The 5160-nt window shown below is 37.0% G+C and carries 6 protein-coding genes; 2 read left to right on the forward strand and 4 right to left on the reverse strand.

What is annotated here, in order from left to right; genetic code table 11:
* Window positions 1–148: 148 nt before the first annotated feature.
* The 4 genes from G5B32_RS16630 to G5B32_RS16645 are packed head-to-tail and all read right to left on the reverse strand — an operon-like array spanning window position 149 to window position 2547.
* Window positions 149–556 (reverse strand): EVE domain-containing protein, encoded by a 408-nt coding sequence (locus G5B32_RS16630; protein WP_165292617.1) that lies wholly within the window; start codon window positions 554–556, stop codon window positions 149–151.
* A gap of 34 nt (window positions 557–590) precedes the next feature.
* On the reverse strand, window positions 591–941 hold the full coding sequence (gene gldC, locus G5B32_RS16635; RefSeq protein WP_165292618.1) for a gliding motility protein GldC: 351 nt from the start codon (window positions 939–941) through the stop codon (window positions 591–593).
* Window positions 942–1181 carry a hypothetical protein gene (locus G5B32_RS16640; RefSeq protein WP_165292619.1) on the reverse strand — a complete coding sequence of 80 codons (240 nt, stop codon included), beginning with the start codon at window positions 1179–1181 and terminating at the stop codon, window positions 942–944.
* A gap of 1 nt (window position 1182) precedes the next feature.
* Window positions 1183–2547 (reverse strand): DEAD/DEAH box helicase, encoded by a 1365-nt coding sequence (locus tag G5B32_RS16645; protein ID WP_165292620.1) that lies wholly within the window; start codon window positions 2545–2547, stop codon window positions 1183–1185.
* 129 nt (window positions 2548–2676) lie between these two features.
* Between G5B32_RS16645 and G5B32_RS16650 the strand changes: the two genes are divergently transcribed.
* The gene (locus tag G5B32_RS16650; protein WP_165292621.1) at window positions 2677–4818 is read left to right on the forward strand and encodes a S46 family peptidase; all 2142 of its coding nucleotides are present in this window, start codon (window positions 2677–2679) and stop codon (window positions 4816–4818) included.
* Between the two features lie 122 nt (window positions 4819–4940).
* On the forward strand, window positions 4941–5120 hold the full coding sequence (locus G5B32_RS16655; RefSeq protein ID WP_165292622.1) for a histone H1: 180 nt from the start codon (window positions 4941–4943) through the stop codon (window positions 5118–5120).
* The last annotated feature ends 40 nt before the right edge of the window (window positions 5121–5160 follow it).

The raw sequence follows: 5160 nt of genomic DNA on the forward strand, positions 1-5160 counted from the left end.
ATTCCTTCAGATTCCCCCTCGCGAAGGACACCCTTGCCTTAAGTTAACGTTTCCCACTATCAAGGCACGTTCGGGACTTACACCCTAGAGTTCACGCCCATGCCGGGCGCACATAATAAAAGCCTTAGCTAATCAGCTAAGGCTTTTATTATGCATTGCCTAGTTCTACAATGCGATCAAATTCTTCGGGTTTTAGCGGCATTACCGAAAGACGTCCTTGCTTTACCAACGCTACATCTTGCAATAATTCGTCCGCTTTAATCATTTCTAAAGTGACCGGTTTTTTGAAAGTCTCTACAGGTACTAAATCTACAACCACCCATTTTGGATCTTCGGTTGTAGGATCTTGATAAAATTCTTTCACAACTTTTGCCAACCCCACTACTTCCTTACCTTCATTACTATGATAGAATAAAACCAAATCTCCCTCTTTCATCGCTTTCAGATTGTTGCGCGCTTGATAATTACGAACACCATCCCAAAATGTCTGACCATCTTTATTGAATTGTTCCCAACTATATTTGAAAGGTTCTGATTTTACTAAAAAATAATTCATTTTAAAAAATTCAAACGTTAGAAGTAATAATGAATTAGCCTTGTTGTTCTAAAACTTCCATCTTCTCCGCGAAATGTGCACAGTAATCACGTAAATCGCCGATTACTTTATCTGCCATTGGATCGCCACCTGATGATCTCAAGAAAGAATCGCCTAATGTTTGTAATGTTTCATAGAAAAAACGTTTCATCTCATCGTAAGGCATATCTTTAGTCCAAAGATCAATACGTAAAGAGTTTTTATACTGCGCATCCCACAAGGCTAAAAACATCGCTTTAGCAGGAAGAGCTTCTTCATTTTGACCATCTGTAGAGGACCAATTGATAGTTTCTGGCACATTATTTTCGTCCAATTCTACATTTAATTTTATCTCTGCTGTCTTCATCTATTGTAATTTCAATATAATCATCAACATTCCCACAATCAGTATAAAAGCAATTTGCAGGAACCATATTTGTTTTAAATCTTTAAATATTAGTCGAAATGCTAAATCCACTAGACAAACTACCACTATCCATATGATCAACCATCCCCAAGTGAAAATCATTTCCTGATCGAATTGCCATTCGGAAATGACCCATACTAAGATAACAGCCAATGCGATATTGAGTGGAGTAAGTTTCACCTTATGAATTCTTAAATTTCTTACCTTTCTTCTTCACGCCATCTTTATTTACAGGTTGACGTTTCATCTTTCCTGCTTTCTTCTTTGCGTTAATACGACGAGTTTCCTCGATTTTAGCTGCGTGCTTTTTCTCGTGAAAAGCTCCTTTATAGTCTGGATTATCCTTTTTCTTTTGGTTGTCTATCTCGCGAGCTATTGCTTGACGCTCTTCAAAAGGAGTTTTCTCTACAAAAACTTCTTCTGGTACTTCTGCCACAGGAATAGATTGACGAATTAACTTCTCTATTTTCTCAATATAGTACAGTTCACTTTCATTCGCAAAAGTGATCGCATCACCTTTTTGGAAAGCACGACCTGTTCTACCAATTCTATGTACGTAATCCTCGATAATAATCGGCACATCGAAATTTATTACATGACTCACATTCGATACATCCAAACCTCTAGCCGCCACATCTGTTGCTACTAAAAAACGTATCTCACCAGATTTGAAGGCATTGATGGAATTAATACGTGTATTTTGTCCTTTATTTGCGTGGATGACGCGTACATTATCTTCGCCATATTTTCTCTCCACAAAAGCATATACATTGTCTGCTACTTCTTTTGTTTTACAGAAAATAATCACACGGTGAAAAACTTCATCATTCTTGAACAAATGCTGCAACAAATTGATCTTTGTTTTCAAATTTGGAACGTGATAAAGCACTTGGGTTACACTGGTCGCTGGTGTAGCTTGCTCGCTAACCTCAATTACCGTTGGAAAAGCCAAGAAATCTCCAGCAATCTTACGCACCAACTCACTCATGGTAGCGGAGAAAAGTAAGTTTTGACGTTTACGCGGAACAATTTCCAAAATACGGTGGATCTTAGAAATAAATCCCATATCCATCATTTTATCCGCCTCGTCCATCACCAAAAATTTTAACGATTTGGTGTTAATATATCCTTCCAAGTATAACTCTAAGAACCGGCCAGGTGTTGCCACAATAATATCACAGCCTTTTTCTAACTGCTCCTTTTGTGTCTTAGGACCTAATCCGCCGAAAAGCAATACGGTACGCAAATCCAAATAAGTAGAAAACTCACGAATATTCTCCTCAATTTGCATCGCAAGTTCACGCGTCGGCGTTAATATCAACGCTCGTGGGTCATTACCCTGCGCATATTTCAATTTCATCAGCATAGGCAACACAAAAGCCGCAGTCTTACCTGTTCCAGTTTGAGCTATTCCCATTACATCTTGTCCTGCCAAGATTGGTGTTATCGCTTTTTGCTGAATTTCAGTAGGCACTTCGTACCCGGCTTCTGCTATGGCATTTAGTATTTGTCTATTGAGTTTGAAATCTTCGAATGATGCTTGCATTCGACAAAGATAGGCAAAAGCTCTGACTATCCCATTGAAAGAAAATCGCTTGAAAGTAAAGTTTAATAGCTACAAATTTTGTTTTACGACTGAATAAAGCCAATTTTGCTTCTATAAAAGAAAAATACGATGAAGAAATTAGTATTATTAGTAGTATTATGTGTCTCAACTTTGGCTACTATGGCCGATGAGGGCATGTGGTTCTTAATGCATTTGAAGCGACTTAATGAAGCTGATATGCAGAAAAAAGGTCTTAAATTGACCGCAGAGGAAATTTACAGCATCAATAACTCTAGCTTAAAAGATGCTATCGTGCAATTTAACGGTGGTTGTACTGCTGAAATCGTGTCGGCTACAGGTTTGGTGTTCACGAACCACCACTGTGGATATGGCGCTATCGCTGAATTATCTACCAAAGAAAATGATTACTTAACAAATGGTTTTTGGGCTAAGAATTATGCAGAAGAATTAAAACCAAAATCATTATATGTAAGATTCTTCGTACGCATGGATGATGTTTCTAAACGTATCTTAAGTTTAGTAAACGATAAAATGTCTGAAAAAGAACGTAACACTATCATCCAACAAGAAGTTGCTAAAATCGAAAAAGAAAACTCTGAAAATGGAAAATACGTAGTTAACGTGCGTTCATTCTACAATGGTAATGAATTTTACTATTTCGTATACCAAGATTACCACGATGTTCGATTGGTAGGTACTCCTCCAAACAGTATTGGAAAATTTGGTGGTGACACCGACAACTGGGAATGGCCTCGTCACACTGGAGATTTCTCTATCTTCCGTGTGTATGCTGACAAAGACGGTAATCCCGCTGCTTATTCCAAAGGTAATGTTCCATTGAAACCTAAATACCACTTGCCTATCAGCTTGAAAGGTATCAAAGAAGGTGACTTCTCGATGATTTTAGGTTACCCAGGCCGTACTAACCGTTGGATGCCTGCTGCAGGTATTGATCAAAATGTAAACTTTGCTTATCCGGCATGGGTAGAAGCTTCGAAAGTAGGTATGGACGCGATGAAACGCCACATGGACAAAGATCAAGAAGTGAATATCAACTATGCTTCTAAATATTCTGGTGTAGCCAACTATTGGAAAAATCGTCAAGGTATGATCGATGCGTTGACAAAACACAAAACATCCGCTACTAAACGCAAAGCTGAAAATAAATTCAACAAATGGGCTAATAAAGCTGCGAACAAGGCACAATATGGCGATGTAATCAAAACTATCAATGATTACTATGAATCTACAAACTTGAAAGCTAGACATGACAACTACTTAACAGGTATGGTTCGTTCATCAACATTTGCGATGCTTCCTTCTACATTAGGAACAGGTTTATTGCAATATTCCGCAGCTAATGATGCTAAACGTCAAGAAATCCTACCTCGTATCGATGCTTTCATCGCTGACAATTACGAGAAATTATACCTTCCATTGGAAATCGATGTATTAGCAGATGAATTAAATCTGTACGTAGCAAAAGCTGGTGATAATATCGCACCTTACATCGCAGAATTAGCAAAACAAAATAACAACCAGTTTACTTCAGTAATAAAAGCAGCTTTCGACAACAGTATTTTCAGCTCAAAAGAAAAATTAGCAACTTTCATTGCTAATCCGAATGCAGCTACAGTTGAAAATGATCCATTATACAAAATTTCAAAAGCAATTGCAGATAAATACCGCGAGAGAACAGAAGCACAACAATTAGCAGAAGATAATTTCCAAGCAGCACACCGTAAATATATTGCTGGTTTCTTAGCGCAGAATCCAAAGGCGAAGTATTATCCTGATGCTAACAGTACCTTAAGATTGACTTATGGTACAATCCGTGCTTTACCTAAAGATCCTCGTAATGATGCAAAAATCAACAATTACACAACTTTAGATGGTACTATCGCGAAATACAAACCTAACGACGAAGAGTTTGATTTACCTAAAAAGTTGATGGAATTGCATGAGAAAAAAGATTACGGAAGATATGCAGACAAAGCAGGATATATGCCAGTAAACTTCTTGTCAGACCAAGATATCACAGGTGGTAACTCAGGTTCTCCAGTATTGAATGCAAATGGCGAATTAATCGGTCTTGCCTTCGATGGTAATATCGAAGCTATGGCTGGTGATGTAATCTTCGATCCTAAATTACAACGTACTATTTCCGTAGATATTCGTTATGTATTATTTGTAATAGATAAGTTTGCAGGAGCACAAAATATCATAAATGAGCTTACAATAAAGGATTAATACACTACAAAATCACCTTTTTTTTACTAAAAAGTGTGATTTTATTGTTTTTATCTTTTTTTGTTTTGTATATTTATTACATCTTAGTAATAAAAACAGAAACTAAATTATATTTAATAAAAATGGAAAACTACACTAAATTAAAAGATCTAGTAGCTTCAATCGAAGCGGATGCTGAAAAATTCTTCAACAACGGTAACTCAGCTGCAGGTACTCGTGTACGTAAAGGTTTACAAGAAATTAAAACTTTAGCGCAAGATATCCGTAACGAAATCACAGCTAAGAAAAACGAAGGTAAATAATCTTTGTATACAGTTTTAAAAAGAAAAGGCTCACCTAAAA

Source organism: Sphingobacterium sp. SGL-16 (genome assembly GCF_011043515.1).
Classification (GTDB): Bacteria; Bacteroidota; Bacteroidia; order Sphingobacteriales; family Sphingobacteriaceae; genus Sphingobacterium; species Sphingobacterium litopenaei.